12 protein-coding genes are annotated in these 15,432 nt (G+C 73.2%); 4 read left to right on the top strand and 8 right to left on the bottom strand.

Annotated features, from left to right (window positions below):
• Positions 1-78: 78 nt before the first annotated feature.
• Both E6W39_RS24675 and E6W39_RS24670 read right to left on the bottom strand, forming a co-directional pair.
• Positions 79-1,452 (bottom strand): uracil-xanthine permease family protein, encoded by a 1,374-nt coding sequence (locus E6W39_RS24675; protein ID WP_141635394.1) that lies wholly within the window; start codon positions 1,450-1,452, stop codon positions 79-81.
• A gap of 121 nt (positions 1,453-1,573) precedes the next feature.
• Positions 1,574-2,518: an NADP-dependent oxidoreductase gene (locus E6W39_RS24670; RefSeq protein WP_141635393.1), complete on the bottom strand. Its 945-nt coding sequence runs from the start codon at positions 2,516-2,518 to the stop codon at positions 1,574-1,576.
• A gap of 111 nt (positions 2,519-2,629) precedes the next feature.
• Here E6W39_RS24670 and E6W39_RS24665 point away from each other — a divergent pair, with 111 nt between their 5' ends.
• Positions 2,630-3,034 (top strand): winged helix-turn-helix transcriptional regulator, encoded by a 405-nt coding sequence (locus E6W39_RS24665; RefSeq protein WP_141635392.1) that lies wholly within the window; start codon positions 2,630-2,632, stop codon positions 3,032-3,034.
• Here E6W39_RS24665 and E6W39_RS24660 read toward each other — a convergent pair.
• From E6W39_RS24660 to E6W39_RS24650, 3 genes are all read right to left on the bottom strand, one after another.
• Positions 3,010-6,669 carry a tetratricopeptide repeat protein gene (locus E6W39_RS24660; protein ID WP_181799439.1) on the bottom strand — a complete coding sequence of 1,220 codons (3,660 nt, stop codon included), beginning with the start codon at positions 6,667-6,669 and terminating at the stop codon, positions 3,010-3,012. The genes E6W39_RS24665 and E6W39_RS24660 overlap by 25 nt on opposite strands.
• A gap of 5 nt (positions 6,670-6,674) precedes the next feature.
• Entirely contained in the window at positions 6,675-7,001 is a 327-nt protein-coding gene (locus tag E6W39_RS24655) for a trypco2 family protein (protein WP_141635390.1), read from the bottom strand.
• 107 nt (positions 7,002-7,108) lie between these two features.
• Positions 7,109-8,359 (bottom strand): threonine aldolase family protein, encoded by a 1,251-nt coding sequence (locus tag E6W39_RS24650; protein ID WP_141635389.1) that lies wholly within the window; start codon positions 8,357-8,359, stop codon positions 7,109-7,111.
• 614 nt (positions 8,360-8,973) lie between these two features.
• Between E6W39_RS24650 and E6W39_RS24645 the strand changes: the two genes are divergently transcribed.
• Positions 8,974-9,774 (top strand): M23 family metallopeptidase, encoded by an 801-nt coding sequence (locus E6W39_RS24645; protein WP_228718341.1) that lies wholly within the window; start codon positions 8,974-8,976, stop codon positions 9,772-9,774.
• A 6-nt stretch (positions 9,775-9,780) separates the two neighbouring features.
• Here the strand turns inward: E6W39_RS24645 and E6W39_RS24640 are convergent, their stop codons facing one another.
• Positions 9,781-10,398, bottom strand: a complete 618-nt coding sequence (locus E6W39_RS24640; RefSeq protein ID WP_101381219.1) for a TetR/AcrR family transcriptional regulator — start codon at positions 10,396-10,398, stop codon at positions 9,781-9,783.
• Positions 10,399-10,671: 273 nt separating this feature from the next.
• Here E6W39_RS24640 and E6W39_RS24635 point away from each other — a divergent pair, with 273 nt between their 5' ends.
• A complete protein-coding gene (locus E6W39_RS24635; protein ID WP_141635388.1) occupies positions 10,672-12,144 on the top strand; it encodes an MDR family MFS transporter in 1,473 nt (490 codons plus the stop codon).
• A gap of 84 nt (positions 12,145-12,228) precedes the next feature.
• On the opposite strand, the gene E6W39_RS24630 is transcribed toward E6W39_RS24635, so the two are convergent.
• Complete coding sequence (locus E6W39_RS24630) at positions 12,229-13,152, bottom strand: HhH-GPD family protein (protein WP_141635387.1); 924 nt, start codon at positions 13,150-13,152, stop codon at positions 12,229-12,231.
• Between the two features lie 200 nt (positions 13,153-13,352).
• On the opposite strand from E6W39_RS24630, the gene E6W39_RS24625 reads away from it, so the two are divergent.
• On the top strand, positions 13,353-14,135 hold the full coding sequence (locus E6W39_RS24625; RefSeq protein WP_141635386.1) for a hypothetical protein: 783 nt from the start codon (positions 13,353-13,355) through the stop codon (positions 14,133-14,135).
• 157 nt (positions 14,136-14,292) lie between these two features.
• On the opposite strand, the gene disA is transcribed toward E6W39_RS24625, so the two are convergent.
• Complete coding sequence (gene disA, locus E6W39_RS24620) at positions 14,293-15,351, bottom strand: DNA integrity scanning diadenylate cyclase DisA (RefSeq protein ID WP_181799715.1); 1,059 nt, start codon at positions 15,349-15,351, stop codon at positions 14,293-14,295.
• Between the last annotated feature and the right edge of the window lie 81 nt (positions 15,352-15,432).

The following is a 15,432-nucleotide window of genomic DNA, read 5'->3' as shown; positions in this document are numbered from 1 at the left end:
CGAGGGGCGGGTGGCTGACCAAGTGCTTGGTCAGCCACCCGCCCCTGAGCGAGCGCCTACTCCCCGCCCACTCGCCGCCTACTCCTCGTCGTACGAGGAGGTGCCCTCGTCCAGCAGCGGCTCCTGCGTCTTGAGGTGCGCGGGGGCCAGCAGCCGCAGTGCGTGGTAGCCGGTGATGACGACCAGCGTGCCCAGCGCGATGCCGCTGAGGCTGAAGTTGCTGCTGAACTTCAGCGTGACGTTGCCGACGCCGATGATGATGCCCGCCGCGGCCGGCACCAGGTTGAGCGGATTGCGCAGGTCCACGTTGGACCGGCTCCAGATCTGCGCGCCGAGCAGGCCGATCATGCCGTAGAGGATGACGGTGATGCCGCCGAGCACCCCACCGGGGATCGCGGCCACGATCGCGCCGAACTTCGGGCAGATGCCGAAGAGCAGCGCGAAGCCGGCCGCCGCCCAGTAGGCGGCCGTCGAGTAGACCCGGGTGGCGGCCATCACGCCGATGTTCTCGGAGTACGTGGTGTTGGGCGGACCGCCGACCGCGGTGGAGAGCATGGAGGCGACACCGTCCGCGGAGATCGCCGTGCCCAGCTTGTCGTCCAGCTGGGCACCGGTCATCTCGCCGACCGCCTTGATGTGCCCGGCGTTCTCCGCGACCAGCGCGATCACCACGGGAAGCGCCACCAGGATCGCGGACCACTGGAAGGACGGGCCGTGGAACGACGGCAGGCCGATCCAGTCCGCCTTGCCGACGCCCGACAGGTCCAGGCGCCAGTGGTCGGTGACCGTGCCGCCGGGGCCCATCGAGTGGATCTTCCCGAAGATCCGGTCGAACGCCCAGGAGATCCCGTAGCCGAAGAGCAGGCCGAGGAAGATCGCGATGCGCGACCAGAAGCCGCGCAGCGCCACCACGGCCAGCCCGGTGAAGAGCATCACCAGCAGCGCCGTCCACTGGTCCTGCGGCCAGTAGGTCGACGCGGTCACGGGGGCGAGGTTGAACCCGATCAGCATCACCACCGCGCCGGTCACGATCGGCGGCATCGCCAGGTGGATGATGCGCGCCCCGAACCGCTGGACCGCGACGCCCACCAGGAACAGCACCACGCCGACCACGAACACCGCACCGGTCACCGTGGCACTGGTGCCGCCCTGCGCCCGGATCACCGCGGCGACCCCCACGAAGGAGAGCGAACAGCCGAGGTAGCTGGGCACCCGGCCGCGGGTCGCCAGCAGGAAGATCACGGTCGCGACGCCGGACATCATGATCGCGAGGTTGGGGTTGAGCCCCATCAGCACCGGCGCCACGAAGCTGGCCCCGAACATGGCCACCACGTGCTGGGCTCCGAGCCCTACCGTACGGGGCCAGGAGAGCCGTTCGTCGGGGCGGACGACCGCCCCCGGCGCGGGCGTGCGCCCGTCACCGTGCAGCTTCCAGCGCACGCCGAGATCCATGGTGAGGCTTCGCTTTCTCTGTACGTCACAAGATGTCCGGAGCCATTCTCTCCGCTTGGCGGGCGCCCCCCTAGGGCACCAGCACCGGCGCCAGGCTCAGGGCAGCAGCTCCAGCACCGGTTCAGGGCACCAGCACCAACCGCCCCCGCAGCCCGCCCCGCGCCAGCCGCCGGTGCGCCTGCTCCGCCTGCGCCAGCGGCAGGGTGTCCGCCACCCGCAGGGTCAACTCCCCGCGGGCGGCCAGCTCCGCCAGCCGCCCCAGCGCGGGCCCGTCCGCCGCGATCCAGACCGTCCGCACCCGGATCCCGCGCAGCCCCACCGGCACGTCCCCCGCCACCGAGACGAAGGCGCCCCGGTTGCGCACCGCGCCCAGCGCCCGGATCCCCAGCAGCGCGGCATCCAGCGCGCCGTCCACCCCGCCCGGCACCAGCTCGCGTACCGCCGCCGCCAGATCTGGCACCTCACGGTCCACCAGCCACCGGGCGCCCATCGCCCGCAGCGCATCGTGGTCCGCCGCGCCCGCCACCGCGACCACCCGCAAACCGCGCTGCCGGGCGGCCAGTTCCACCGCGAAGCCGCCCACCCCGCCCGCCGCGCCGGTGACCAGCAGGCTCGCCCCCGCCGGCAGGTCCAGCAGGTCCAGGGCCTGGTCGGCCGTCAGCGCGTTCAGCGGCAGGGTGGCCGCCGCCACCGCCGACAGCCCGTCGGGCAGCGGGGCCACCGCCGAGGCGTCCAGGACGAGGTGCTCGGCATAGGCGCCGAGCGGCACGTCCAGGCGGTCGCGCAGCCCGATCACCCGGTCGCCGACGGCGAATTCCTGGGTGCCCGGGCCCAGTTCGGCGACCGTTCCCGCAACGTCCCAGCCGATCCCGACCGTTGACCCCGCCAACCGCGGCAGCAGCCCCAGTTCGGCCAGCACCCCCGACCTGGTCACCGCGTCCACCGGGTTCACCCCCGCCGCGGCCACCTCGATCCGCAGCTGCCCGGCCCCGGGGACCGGCACCGGCACCTCGACCGCCGTCAGCGCCCCGGGCCCGCCGAACTCCCGTACCACCACTGCACGCATCACCGAACTCCCGTCTCTGTCACACCTGTTGCCACTAACCTAGGGAGAGCTACGCTCTGCCGGGAAGAACGCACTTCACGGTGCGTACCGCACCCGGAGGGGAGTCCCGGCATGGCCACCAGAACGGCCGCCCAGCAGCGCGCCGACGCCAAACTGGCCTACGACGCCTATGTGGCCGAGTGCCCGACCCGCCAACTCCTCGACCGAATCAGCGACAAGTGGGTCAGCCTGCTGATCAACGCGCTCGCCGAGCAGCCGCAGCGCTACGGCGACCTGTCGCGGCGGGTGGCGGGGATCAGCCAGAAGATGCTCACCCAGACGCTGCGCGCCATGGAGCGCGACGGCCTGGTCTCCCGGACCGTCACCCTGGCAGTGCCGGTCCGGGTGGAGTACGCGCTCACCCCGCTCGGCCGGGGCCTGCTCCCGGTGATGCGGGCGATCATGAGCTGGGCCGAGGCCAACATGGACGAGGTGCTCGCGGCCCGCTCCGACTACGACTCGGCGAACGGCACCTGACGGCTCCTCGGCAGCTGGCGGATCAGCTGGACCTGCCGGTTCGCCGGGTCCAGGCTGTCCCGCACCGCCACCGTCAGGGGGTGGTCCGGGCTGAGATGGGTCTCGCACAACGCCAGGGTGCGCCCGGCCAGTTCGGTGGCCTGCCGGGAGTCCTCGGCGGCCCAGTAGGCCAGCGCCAGTTGGTGCCGGGTGCGCAGGGTGTCGGGGTGGCGCTCGCCGAGCAGCACCCAGCGGTCGCCCAGCACCCGGGAGAGCAGGTCGACCGCCCGGCTCGGCTCGCCGTCGAGCCGCTGCGCCACGCCGAGCTCGTGCCGCAGCGACAGCGGCTCCGGGTGGCGTTCGCCGAGCGCCTGGCGGGCGCGCGCCAGGGTGGCCTCCAGCAGGCCGAGCGCCAGTCCGTGGTCGCCCTGGCCGAGGTAGGCGACGGCGAGGTGGCGGCGGGCGGTGAAGGTGGCCGGGTGGTCCTCGCCGAACACCCGGGTGCGGGCCTGGTCCACCGCCTCCAGGATCGGCACGGCCTTGAACAGGTCGCCCGCCTCGGCGTAGGCGTTGGCCAGTCGCAGTGCGGCGGTCAGCGTGGTCGGGTAGTGCTCGCCGAGCTCCCGGGCCGCGTCCGCCTGGATCTGCTCCAGGGCCGAGATGGCCCGGGTCAGGTCGCCGGCCTCGGCCTGCGCGGCGGCGGCGTCGGTCCTTATCACCAGGGTGTCCGGGTGGTCCTCGCCGAGGGCCCGCTCGGCGTCCATCAGCAGCCACTCGAAGTTGGTGATCGCCTTGGCCAGTTGGCCGGCGTCACGCTGGGCGGCGCCGAGCCGGCCGCGGGCGGCCAGCGCCTCGGGGCTGTCCCGGCCCCTGAGTTCCTCGGCCTCGGCGATCAGGCGCTCGAACAGCGGCAGCGCCCGGCCGAGCGCGCCGGCCTCCAGGTAGGCGGCGCCGAGCCGGCTGCGGATCTCCAGCAGGTCGACGGCGGCGGCCCGGGCCTCGGCGTCGGCCAGCAGCTGCTCGTACCGGGGCAGCGCACCGGCCAGCGCGCCGGACTCCAGGTAGGCGTCGGCCAGGCGGAGCCGGGCGTCGAACGTGTCCGGGTGCCCCTGGCCCATCAACTGCTCGGAGAGCGCGACCAGTTGCTCCAGCGCGGGAATCGCCTGCGCCAGGTCGCCGGCCTGCTGGTAGGCCCGGGCCAGCACCTCCCGGGAGGCCAGGGCCGGCTGTCCGCCCTGCTCGGCGGCGATCCTGGTGTTGATCGCGACCAGCCGGTCCAGCGCCTCCGGGCCGCCCATCCGCTCCAGCAGCCGGACGACCAGCCAGAGCGGCAGATCGGTGTCGGGGGTGAGCAGCGGCAGCAGGTCCTCGCCGACCGCGTAGAGCGCCTGCCATTCGCGCGGCTCGTAGGCGGCCTCCTCCTCGTGCGGGAACAGCTGCAGCATCGGGCGCAGTTGGGCCAGCACCTCGGCCCGGACGGCCTCGTCCAGCACCGAGGCATAGGGCAGGCAGCCGGCCGCGATCAGCCGGATCCAGCGGGCGGTGCGGGCCTGCGGGCCGGCATTGGCGGCGGCCAGCAGGCGGCGCAGCAGCACGGCCCGGTCGCGGTGCGAGCAGTGGCCGACGGCCATCCGGACCACGTCGGCCCACTGCTCGTCGGCGGCCCGGCCGGCCAGCAGCCCGAAGTCCCGGTCCTCCATGAACTCCCGTGCCGCCAGGTAGTCCTGGAAGGTGCGGTGGACGAACTCGAAGGTGGCGACGCTGGTTTCGGTGAGCAGGCCGGTGCGTTCCACCAGGTGGCGCAGCACCTGCTCGGCGCCGAGGCTGCCGTGGGCCGCGGGCAGGCTGGGCAGCACCTGCTCGATCTGCCGCAGCGCGTCCTCGTGGTCGCCCTCGTGCTGGCCGTTGAGCACCAGCCAGGCCGCCATCCGCTGCAGCAGGGCGAGTTGCTCCTCGCGGCCGAGCTGGCGGCCCTCCGGCAGGGCGGCGATCCGGCGCTGCTTGTCGCGGCGCAGCAGCAGCATGTCGAGGGCCGACTCGTAGACCTCCATCTTGCGTTCGGGCAGCCCGCCCTCCCACTCCCGGTGCAGGGCGCAGATCATGGCGCACAGCAGCGGGCTGTCGGTGAGCAGGTCGAGTTCCGGGGACTGCCGCAGGGCTCGCCGCAGGGCGTCCGTCATCTCGCGGAACCGACCTTCCAGGGCGGCGAGTTCAGCGGGGGTGGGGTCGTCGGTGGCGTCCCGTTCGGCGGCCAGGGCGGCCTGGTGCCAGCGTTCCACGAAGCGGCTGCGGTCCCACTCGTCCATCGGGCAGAGCATCAACTCCTCGAACCGCTGGCGGTGCAGCCAGTCGGCGGGAACTCCGGTGGGGCGCACGGTGACCAGGGTGAAGCAGTTGGGGTAGAGCTCCAGCAGGTCGGCCAGCCACTCGCCGGCCTCGTCCCGGTTCTCCTGCGGGATCTCGTCCAGTCCGTCGACCAGCAGGATGGCCCGGCCTGCGGCGAACAGGCGGTCGGCCCAGCCCGGGGGCTGGTCGGCGGCGACCGGGCTGCGGTCCATGGCGAGGAACTCGGCGGGGCGCGGCTGCAGGTTGCGCAGCTGGAACATGGTGCGCAGCCGCAGCAGGAACGGCACCCGGTAGTTGAGTTCGGCGAGTTCGCCGACCAGGCTGCCGGAGACGGCGTTGACGGCCAGCCACTGCAGCAGGGTGGTCTTGCCGGAGCCGGCCTGGCCGCGCAGCAGCACCCGGCGGCGGTCCTTGAGCAGGCTCTCCACCCGGCCGCGCCGCCCGGTGCGGTCGAGCAGCAGTTCGCCGGTGCCGGGGGTGCGTTCGACGTGCGGCTGGTGCTCCGTCACCTTCAGGGCCTGCAGGCTCAGGTAGGCGGTGCCGAGGTCCCAGCGCAGCGACTGCGGCAGCCCGAAGATCTTCAGACGGCCGTGCTCACGGCGGATGCTGCGGGCGTACTCCTCCTCGAACTCGGCGTCCTGGCGCTCGCGTTGGGCGATTCCCCGGACCCGGATCGGGGCCGGCAGCCGGCGGGCCAGCAGCGCGGCGAAACCCGGGTCGGCCAGCAGCGGGGCCAGCGGCACCAGGCCGAGCTGGGAATGGTGCCAGACGCCCGGCGCCACGTCGGCGGTGGCGAGGCCGAGCAGCAGGTTGTTGAAGACCACCGGGGCGCCGGACATGCCGGACCACGGCGAGTCGGCGCCGGCGACCGGGCCGGGCGGCTGGTGCTGGGTGGCCAGCACGTGCCGGTTGCCGCCCAGGCCGGTGGCGGGGGCCAGGGTGCCCACCAGTTGGTGGCTGCGCAGCACCCCGCCGTCCTCCCGGCCGGCCGCCGGGTAGCCGATCGCATGGCAGAGCGGCACCGGCTCCAGGTCGTCGATCCGGCCCCAGCGCAGCTCGTCGAAGTCGGCGGCGATCTCGGGCCGGACCAGGTCGCCGGCGGCGAGCAGCACGGCGACGTCGGCCTCGGCCGAGCGCCACAGCGGGGTGCAGCGCATCCAGCCGCGTCCGCCCGGCACGGCGGCCTCGATCACGCCCGGCGCGGGCGAGGCGGGGGCCAGCAGATGGGCGGCGGTCAGCACCACTCGGCCGGAGAGCAGCACCCCACTGCCCTGTCCGGCGGCCCGCACGGCCGCGATCCGCTGAGCCACCAGACTCAATGGAAGCCCTCACGGCTGCCCAGGTCGTCATTGCCGACCAGCACGTTCCCGCCAGTGGTGGTGTCCACGGGATTGAGGGTGACGGTCACCCGGTGCGCCCGGGTGTGCTCGGTACCGGCCTCCGCACCGGCCGACACCACCCAGGCGCGGACCTTGCCGTCGACCCGCGCCTCCCGGCGCAACTCGACGGAGAACTCCAGCTCCACGGTGCCGACCTCGAACTGGAACCGCTCGCCGGCGGCCCGTTCGGCGGCCGCGGCCACCTCGCGGCGGACGGCCTCGACCGCCTCGGCGAGTTCGATCTGCGGGTGCTGCTCGCTCACTCGTTCCCCCTGCTGACCCGGCGTCAATTGGCTTGATACCCACGGTCCGGCGACGGATCACCAGGGTTGACGATGTACCTTCCACCGTCAAGCGGGCCCCGCTCGCGCTACCCCGCGGCGGCCAACCGGTCGACCTCGCCCAGGAAGCCGGCGACCGACTCGGCCACCTGCTCTGCGGTCCAGGCCAGCGCGGGGGTCAGGGCGGTCAGTTCGGTCATCGACAGGCCCGGCAGCGGGCCGGCCCACCAGGAGCCGAAGAGCCCGTCGCCACTGCGGGCGCAGTGCCGCAGCCCCGCCTCGGCGAGCAGCTCCGGCGGGTGCGGCAGCCAGAGTTGGAACTGGTGGGTGTGCGGCGGGTCGGGGTGGATCCGGGCGCCGGGCACCGGGCGGATCGCCCGGCGCAGCCCGTCCGCCAGCACCCCGGCCTGGGCCAGGTAGCCGGGCAGCCGGGGCAGCTCGCGGCCGAGCGCGGCGCGGGCCGAGAGGGCGGCGGGCCACTGCTGGTAGAGCTGGCCGCCGTAGCGGTGGCGCCAGACCCTGGCCTCGGCGATCAGGTCGGCCGGTCCGGCGAGCGCGGCACCGCTGATCCCGCCGAGCGCCTTGTAGAACGAGACGTAGACCGAGTCGCCCAGGTCGGCCAGCTGGTGCGGGGGCCGGCCGTAGTGGGCGGCGGCCTCCCAGAGCCGGGCGCCGTCCAGGTGCACCACGGCGTCGGCGGCCCGGGCGGCGGCGGCCAGTTCGACCAGCTCGGCCCAGTCGGGCAGCACGAAGCCGGCCGCCCGCAGCGGCAGTTCCGCCAGCAGCACGCCGTAGGGCTCGTCCAGGGCGCGCAGTTCGGCGGCGGTGGGCAGCCGGGGCGCGGTGGTCGGGAAGACGGTGTCCAAGCCGGTGAGCCGGCGGTAGGCGCGGCGCTCATGGGTCTCGATGTGGGCCAGCGGGTGACTGGCCACCACGCTGGTGCCGCACTGCCGGGCCCAGCAGCGCAGCGCCACCTGCTGGGCCATGGTGCCGGTCGGGAAGAAGGCCGCGGCGGGCTTGCCGAGCAGCTCGGCGACCTGCTGCTCCAGGTCGGCGACCACGCCGTCGCCGTAGAAGTCGGGACGTTCGGCCTGGCCGACGCAGGCCCGGGCGTCGGCGCCGAGCTCGGCCAGGCGTTCGTGCAGGGTGACCGGGCGCGGGCCGGAGAGGATCCGGTCGGCGGCCCGCCAGAGGGTGAAGCGGCGGTCATCGGGGCCGGCGTAGGGCGAGGCGTCGCGTACCAGCGAAGCGGTGCTGTCCGGCGCGGCGCTGCTGTCCGGCGCTGCGGTGCGTTGCGGCGAGGCTTTGCGTTGCGGCGAGGCTTTGCTTTCTGCGGTCATCCATCGATGGTCCGCCCGGGCGGCGGCGGCGGGAACGGTCGTGCGTGGACCGGCCGCCCGGCCGTCACCGCGGGTGGCACTGATCACAGCCGCCGCGGCCGGTACGAGCGGGGGTAGTACCGCGCCGGGCCCGGGAGAGCGGTCGGAGGGCGGGGGCAATCCGCCGATCGCCTGAAATCGGCAGGCGGCTGCCACTACGCGCCGTAGTAGCCGGGCGAATTTCGCTCCCTCCGCACCGCCGGTTACACCTGTGTGGTCCCCCACCCAGTGCGCTGCCGCCAGCCGCTGGCCCGAACCGCAGCGAGGTCGAGCACGGCATGCCCACTCCCAACCCCGGCCGCACCGGGTTCGCCCGGCTGCTCAGCGGTTCCGGGCGGCACGCCCGACCACGCCCGCCCAGGTCACCGCGGCTGTCGCGGTTGCCCGAGTTGTCGCGGTTGCCCCAGCTGACGTGGCTGTCGCGGTTGCCCCAGCTGTCGCGGTTGCCCCAGCCGACGTGGCTGTCGCGGTTGCCCCAGCAGTCGTGGCCGCCTCAGCTGTCCCAGCTGTCGTGGCTGCCCCGGCTGCCCCAGTTGTCGCGCCCCGGCATCACGCGACCGGTGTCGCCACGCTGGGTGACCGAGCTGCGGCGGGACCCGTATGCGGTCTTCCAGGGCCCGCACCGGCGCACCGCCTTCTCCACCACAGCGGCCGGCGTGCTGCTGCTCGGCGCGGCGCTGGCCGCGGTGCCCGGCAGCGCGGTGGCGCAGACGGTCCGACCGACCACCCCGGGCGCCTCCGCCTTCACCGCCGCCCGGCTCGCGGCGGCGCCGGAGCCGGAGCCCGTGGTACAGGTGGCCGCGCCGAGCCCGTACCGGATGCCGGGCGGGGCGGCCGCCTCCCGGGCGGCGGTCGCGGTGGCGGCCAACCTGGCCAAGACGGGCGCCGCCGACGCACCGGGCGCAGCCGCCCCCGAGCCCGCAGCGCAGCCCACGCCCCCGGCTGCCCCCGCACCACCGCCCGGCCCGGTCTGGTCGGCGCCCGCGCCGGGTGCCCCGGTGACCAACCCGTTCGGCGTGCCCGACCGCGAGTACGCCGCGGGCTACCACACGGGCGTGGACTTCGCGGTGGACAGCGGCACCCCGCTGCTCGCGGTCGGCGACGCCACCGTGGTCTCGGCCGGCTGGGACGGCGCCTATGGCAACGAGGTGGTGCTGCGGCTGTCCGACGGCAGGTTCGCCCAGTACGCCCACCTGTCCGGGCTCGGTGTGCGGGCCGGTGACCAGGTGACGGGCGGTCAGCGGATCGGCGCCTCGGGCAGCACCGGCAACTCCACCGGACCGCACCTGCACTTCGAGATCCGCACCGCCAACCGCTACGGCGCGGTGACCGACCCGATCGCCTACCTCTCGGGGCACGGGGCGGGCAACTTCTGAGCCCGCTCAGCCCTGGTGGGCGACGGGCTTGATCGGGGCGGCGATCTCCAGGCCGACCGTGGTCGCCGCCCGCATCACCTCCGCCACCGTGATCTCGTCGTCCATGGCGCAGTCGGCGGCGAGGTCCGGCCGGTCGTGCTTGAGCAGGAAGAACGCCGAGTTCACCGAGAAGAGCGCCATGGTCGCCCGCAGCTTGTCCTCGAACGAGGCACCGGGACCGTGCACCAGACGGATCATCCGGATCATCCGATCGCGGAACTCCAGCCCGGCCTGGGACTCGCGCAGCGCCGGCTGGTTCTCGTGGAAGAAGCGCAGCAGCGGCGCCCGCTCGGCCATCCCGGCGGCGAACCGGCGGACCAGCTCGTCGCGCACCTCGGGCGACCAGTCCTGCTCCTCGCCCCAGGCGATCGCCTCGTCGATCGGCGCGGCCATGGTCTCGACGATGCCGTGGACGATGTCGTCCTTGGTCTTGAAGTGGTAGTACAGCGCGGCCTTGGTGACGCCCAGTCGGTCGGCGATCTCCCGCAGCGAGGTCTTCTCGTACCCGTGCTCGGAGAACAACTCCAGCGCCACCGCGATGATCCGCGCACGGGTGTCACTGCGGGGACCGTGGGTCGTACTCATGGCTGACTGCCTGCCTAGCTCGCTGCGGACTCTGGGGGTGGCCGTATTCGGCTTGACTCCCGGCTTACCCAGACCTTACCGTGCCAACGATTACTAAACTAGCCGGTCGGCAAGTAAGGTCGACGAGGGGTCGCGAGGCGCGGGCCCGCACAGGCGCATCCGGGAGACGCACACCATGGCACAACAGCAGGTCGACGCGACGGCGGAGACCCCGCCCGCAGGCGTTGGGGGGACGAGCGCCCGCAACGATCGCCGCGCGAGATACGTCTGGTGATGATCGGCCTGGTCATCACGATGCTGCTCGCAATGCTCGACAACCTCATCGTCGGCACCGCGATGCCGACCATCGTCGGCGACCTCGGCGGCGCCAACCACCTGTCCTGGGTGGTCACCTCGTACACCCTGGCGACCGCCGCGGCGACGCCGATCTGGGGCAAGCTCGGCGACCTCTACGGCCGCAAGGGCACCTTCCTCACCTCGATCACCATCTTCCTGGCGGGCTCGGCGCTGGCCGGCCTGTCGCAGAACATGAACGAGATGATCGCCTTCCGGGCCATCCAGGGCCTGGGCGCCGGCGGTCTGATGGTCGGCGTGATGTCGATCATGGGTGCGCTGGTCTCGCCCCGCGAGCGCGGCAAGTACCAGGGTCTGTTCGCGGCCGTGATGGCGCTGGCCACCATCGGCGGCCCGCTGCTCGGCGGCTTCATCACCGACCACTTCAGCTGGCACTGGATCTTCTACATCAACATCCCGCTGGGTGCGATCGCGCTGGCCATGGTGACGATCACCCTGCACCTGCCGAAGTCCCGCTCCACCGCGAAGATCGACTACCTCGGCGCCCTGCTGCTCACCGTCGGCATCACCTCGCTGGTCCTGATCACCACCTGGGGCGGCACCCAGTACGCCTGGGGCTCCAAGCACATCATCGGCCTGGCGGTGCTGGCCGTGGCCTCGCTGATCGGCTTCTGCTACGTGGAGCAGCGGGTCTCGGAGCCGATGCTCCCGCTCGGCCTGTTCCGCAACCGCGACTTCACGGTGGTCTCGATCATCGGCTTCATCGTCGGTTTCCAGATGTTCGGCGGCGTCACCTTCCTGCCGCAGTACCAGCAGATCGTGCAGAACGCCTCGGCCACCAACTCCGGCCTGCTGCTGATGCCGATGATGTTCGGCATGCTGGTGGTCTCGCTGGTGGTCGGCCAGGTCGTCACCAAGACCGGCAAGTACCGGATCTTCCCGATCATCGGCACCGTGGTGATGGGCGTCGGCTCGTTCCTGCTCTCCGGCATGGGCACCGACACCACCCGCCTCACCTCCGGCATCTACATGGCGGTGCTGGGCGCCGGCATGGGCTTCCTGATGCAGATCACCATGCTGGTCGCGCAGAACAGCGTGGAGCTCAAGGACATGGGCGTGGCCAGCTCCACCGCCACCCTGTTCCGCACCATCGGCGGTTCCTTCGGTGTGGCGCTCTTCGGCGCGATCTACACCAACCGGATGAAGGACACCCTGGCCACGGCCCACCTGCCGAGCACCGGCGGCTCCACCGCGGACCTGACCCCGGCCAGGCTCCGCGGGATGAAGCCCGAGGTCCAGAACGTCATCCACCACGGCGTCACCAACGGCATCCACTCGGTCTTCCTGTGGGCCGCCGCGATCAGCGTGCTCGCCATCGCGGCCTCGCTGTTCCTGCGCGGCGCCCCGCTGCGCGGCGCCGGCAAGCCGAGCGTGGAGGCGGCGGCTCACTGAGCCCCCTCGTGGCTCGCTGAGCCCCCATGTGCTGAGGCCCCCCGCTCCAGGGATCGAGCGGGGGGCCTCGTCATGTCCGCGGGGTCACTGCGGCAGCTGGAAGTACCCGTCGGCGAGCGGCTCGACCAGGCCGTCGGCCACCAGGCCGTCCAGCGCCCGGTCCCGCTGGATGTCGTCCGGCCAGACCACGTCCAGCTGCCCGCGCGGCACCGGCCCGTGCTGCGCCCGCAGCACGGCGAGCAGCTTGCCGCGCACCTGGCGGTCGGTGCCCTCGTAGCTCTGGCCGCGCCGGGCCGGCCCCTGGTGCGGCGGGCAGCCGGCCCGCTGCCAGGCGCACTGGGCGCGCAGCGGGCAGCCGCCGCACTCGGGCGAGCGGGCGGTGCAGACCAGCGCGCCCAGCTCCATCACGGCCACCGCCCACTCGGCGGCGACCTCGTCGGCGGCCGGCAGCAGTCCGGTGGCGACCCGGCGCTCGGCGGCGGTGGTGGCGTTGGCCGGGTACTCGACTCCGGTGACGGCGCGGGCGAAGACCCGGCGCACGTTGGTGTCCAGCACCGCGTGCCGCTGCTTGAAGGCGAACGAGGCGACGGCGGCCGCCGTGTACTCGCCGACCCCGGGCAGCGCCAGCAGCTCGGCGTGGTCGTCCGGCACCCGGCCGCCGTGCCGCTCGACGATCGCGGTGGCGGCGGCGTGCAGCCGCAGCGCCCGCCGCGGATAGCCCAACCGGCCCCACATCCGGACCGCCTCGCCGGGGGCGTCGGCGGCGAGCCGAGCCGGGGTGGGCCAGCGCTCCAGCCAGGCGGCGTAGGCGGGCAGCACCCGCTTCACCGGGGTCTGCTGGAGCATGAACTCGCTGACCATCACCGCCCACGGCGAGGCCTCGGGAGTGCGCCAGGGCAGGTCCCGGGCGTTCTCCCGGTACCAGTCGAGCACGATCGAATGCAGCAGCGGCGCGGGCGTTTCCACCGGCGTCCGGGCGTCGGCGCGGGGTGCGGAGATGGTCTGCATGGCGTTCTCGATCCTCGCACAGTCCGGCAGCGACACTCCCTCGGAGGGATGAAATACCGGATGATGTGAAAGATCGGCTTCCGATACCGGTGTTGGTGCACAAGCGGGTACTCCGCCTCTTATAGATTTTGCTCGTGCCTTCACTGCGACAGCCCGTCGGACCACTGCCCGCCTCGATCTACTGGCGACGGCGGCTAGTTGTGCTCGCCGCCCTCCTGGTGGTGGTCGCCCTGCTCGCCTGGCTGACGCTCGGTCAGGACGGCGGCAAGCAGAAGGCCGCCCAGCCCGCCCCGCTCTCCCCCTCCCCCAGCGCGCCCGGTTCGATCACCCCGGGCGCCACCCCGACCGGCCCGGCGATCTCCAGCGTCCCGGGCGGCAGCGGCGGCGGGTCCACCGGCGGCGCTTCGAGCGGTGCCGGCGGCGGCGCCGGCGGCAGTGGCGGGGCCGGCAACGGCGGCAGTGGCTCCAGCCCGTCGGCGACCGCCGGCACGGGCGGCGGCGGCACCGGCGGCTCCTCGACGGGCGGCAGCGGCGCCCCGCCGATCAACACCGCCGAGGTGATGGCGCTGCCGGTCTGCACCGCCTCCCAGCTGACCCTGGAGCTGGCCGCCACCCCGCACAGCACCTACTCGCTGCAGGAGAAGCCGACCTTCGTGCTGAGGGTCCGCGCCGTCTCCGGCCCGCAGTGCCGGGTCGACCTGAGCCAGGCGGCCTCCTCGATCACCGTCTCGACCAAGCAGGAGCGGATCTGGTCCTCCGCCGACTGCGTCACCGACAAGCAGGGCCGCTGGGTGCAGGCCCCGACGACCGGGCTGACCGAGACCTTCAGCTGGGACCGCAGCCGCAGCAAGCCGCAGTGCGCCACGCCCGGCGGCACCTCGCCGGCCCCGGCCGACACCTACCTGGTGCAGGCCGACGTCACCGGCCCGGCCGGCGGGCCGGTGGTGGCCCGCACCTCCATCCAGCTGGTGACCGGCAGCTGAGCAAGCATCAGGCCCGGGACCTCATCGAGAGGTTCCGGGCCTGACGCGGTGTCGGTTGGGCGACGCGGTGTCGGTTGGGCGACGCCATGTCGGTTGGGCGACGCGGTGCCGGACGGCTGCTGAAACGTTCAGACGTAGCGTTCCAGGGCTGAGACGCTCAGACGTAGCGCTCCAGGATCGAGGACTCGGCGAGCCGGGAGAGCCCCTCACGCACCGAGCGGGCCCGGGTCTCGCCGACCCCCTCGACCGCCTGCAGATCGTCGATGCTGGCGGCGAGCAGCTTCTGCAGCCCGCCGAAGTGCTCCACCAGGCGCTCGATCACGGTGTTCGGCAGCCGCGGGATCTTGGCCAGCAGCCGGTAGCCGCGCGGCGAGACGGCCGAGTCCAGCGACTCCGGGGAGCCGGAGTAGCCGATCGTCTTGGCCACCGTCTGCAGATCGAGCAGCTCGGCGTGGGTGAGCGTCTCCAGGTCGGCCAGCACCTCGGCCACGGTGCGGCCGCGCTTGGCAGCCCGCTCCGGGAAGTAGTCCCGCGCCACCAGTTCGCGCTCCGGCTCGACGCCGGCGATCAGCTCGTCCAGCTGGAGCGAGAGCAGCCGGCCGTCGGTGCCGAGCTCCAGGACGTAGCCGGCGATCTCGGCGGCGATCAGCCGCACCATCTCCAGCCGCTGCGCCACCGCGGTGACGTCCCGGACGGTGACCAGGTCCTCGATCTCCAGGGCGGAGAGGGTGCCGGCCACCTCGTCCAGGCGCAGCTTGTAGCGCTCCAGGGTGGCCAGCGCCTGGTTGGCGCGGGAGAGCACGGTGGTGGAGTCCTCCAGCACCCGGCGGGTGCCGTTGACGTACATCGCGATCAGCCGCATCGAGTGCGACACCGCGACCACCGGGAAACCGGTCTGCTTGTTCACCCGTTCGGCGGTGCGGTGCCGGGTGCCGGTCTCGTCGGTGGGGATGTCCGCGTCCGGCATCAGGTGGACACCGGCCCGGACGATCTTGGTGATGTCCTTGTCCAGCACCACCGCGCCGTCCAGCTTGCACAGTTCGCGCAGCCTGGTCGCGGTGAACTCCACGTCCAGCACGAAGCCGCCGGTGCAGAGCGACTCGACGGTCTTGTCGAGGCCCAGCACGACCAGCCCGCCGGTGTTGGCCCGCAGCACCCGCTCCAGGCCGTCCCGCAGCGGGGTGCCCGGGGCGATGGCCTGCAGGGAGGAGCGCAGCAAGGCCTCCTCGCGGGGGGACTTCTCCGCCCGGTCGCTCGCTGCCACGGTGACTCCTCCGGCCCCGATCCGGACCGAATC

This window comes from Kitasatospora acidiphila (assembly GCF_006636205.1).
Lineage (GTDB): Bacteria > Actinomycetota > Actinomycetes > Streptomycetales > Streptomycetaceae > Kitasatospora > Kitasatospora acidiphila.
The sequence above is the reverse complement of the archived record's forward strand: the minus strand, read 5'-3'. Positions and strand labels throughout refer to the sequence as shown.

Coding starts and splice junctions, on each gene's coding strand:
- E6W39_RS24675 (WP_141635394.1), bottom strand. CDS start 1,452: ATGGATCTCGGCGTGCGCTGGAAGCTGCACGGTGACGGGCGCACGCCC.
- E6W39_RS24670 (WP_141635393.1), bottom strand. CDS start 2,518: ATGCGTGCAGTGGTGGTACGGGAGTTCGGCGGGCCCGGGGCGCTGACG.
- E6W39_RS24665 (WP_141635392.1), top strand. CDS start 2,630: ATGGCCACCAGAACGGCCGCCCAGCAGCGCGCCGACGCCAAACTGGCC.
- E6W39_RS24650 (WP_141635389.1), bottom strand. CDS start 8,359: ATGACCGCAGAAAGCAAAGCCTCGCCGCAACGCAAAGCCTCGCCGCAA.
- E6W39_RS24640 (WP_101381219.1), bottom strand. CDS start 10,398: ATGAGTACGACCCACGGTCCCCGCAGTGACACCCGTGCGCGGATCATC.
- E6W39_RS24635 (WP_141635388.1), top strand. CDS start 10,672: ATGATCGGCCTGGTCATCACGATGCTGCTCGCAATGCTCGACAACCTC.
- E6W39_RS24630 (WP_141635387.1), bottom strand. CDS start 13,152: ATGCAGACCATCTCCGCACCCCGCGCCGACGCCCGGACGCCGGTGGAA.